General features: G+C 46.1%; 2 protein-coding genes. Both read right to left on the reverse strand.

Going from position 1 to position 814, the window contains the following annotated elements:
• On the reverse strand, positions 1-198 hold a 198-nt coding region (locus A3750_RS22525), incomplete at its 3' end, for a hypothetical protein (protein ID WP_156498851.1).
• 68 nt (positions 199-266) lie between these two features.
• Positions 267-814, reverse strand: a 548-nt coding sequence (locus A3750_RS22530; RefSeq protein WP_156498852.1) for a response regulator, incomplete at its 5' end; no start/stop codon positions are given.

Raw genomic sequence — 814 nt, forward strand, 5'->3', positions numbered from 1 at the left:
ACTCCCAAGCCAGTGCAAGATATGATGTAAAATCGCGTTTTGTTGAGCGCCGTCTTTAGCCTGAATAATGAACAGCAAACCCACAGCGATGTAACAACCAAACCAGTAATAGAGACTCCAGGAAACAGACACCTCAATCAGGCCAACGCCAGTCATCGACAAAATCAGAACCAGAAAGGGGGATACTTTTTGCAGCACACGATACTCCTTTAGTATTTATCGTAGTTTTGGAGCATCGAGTTAAACGTTAAAACCCGAGCTCTGTTTTATTCGTTTTTGGAAAGATCTATTTGTTCGATTTCACGGGCGACATATTCAATGCCCGTTGTATAGCTGTCAACAATCCGCTCAATCGCTTCGCGATCATCAACCTCAACGGCTCCTTCCAACTCGGCGAGCAAATTGGAAATATAATACGCGCCAATGGTTTCGGCCAAACGTTTTACGTTAAATACCAAACGCATCGTGTCGCGCCGGTTGTTCTGTATGCGCCGAGAATCCAAACTGTAAACACCATCGTCACAGCACTGCTTAAACTGAGCTAGAACTCTACGGTACAAGTGCCGATTACCATGCAGCACTGCCAATGCTTTATCCGAATCAATGAGTTGGATGGTTTCCTCTCCGTCATCCAGCAGCGCAGCAATATCATCAATGGCTTCTGGAACCAGTTGCAGCGCATCTCTCGGTTTACAGTAGGTTTCAATCAACTGCAGTAGATCTTCGATGATAAAGGGCTTAGTGAGAAAGTCGTTCATGCCTACTTCAAGACAGCGATCACGCACATCGCTTGCGGCGTTAGCCGTCATTGCGA

It is taken from the genome of Oleiphilus sp. HI0079, from assembly GCF_001635105.1.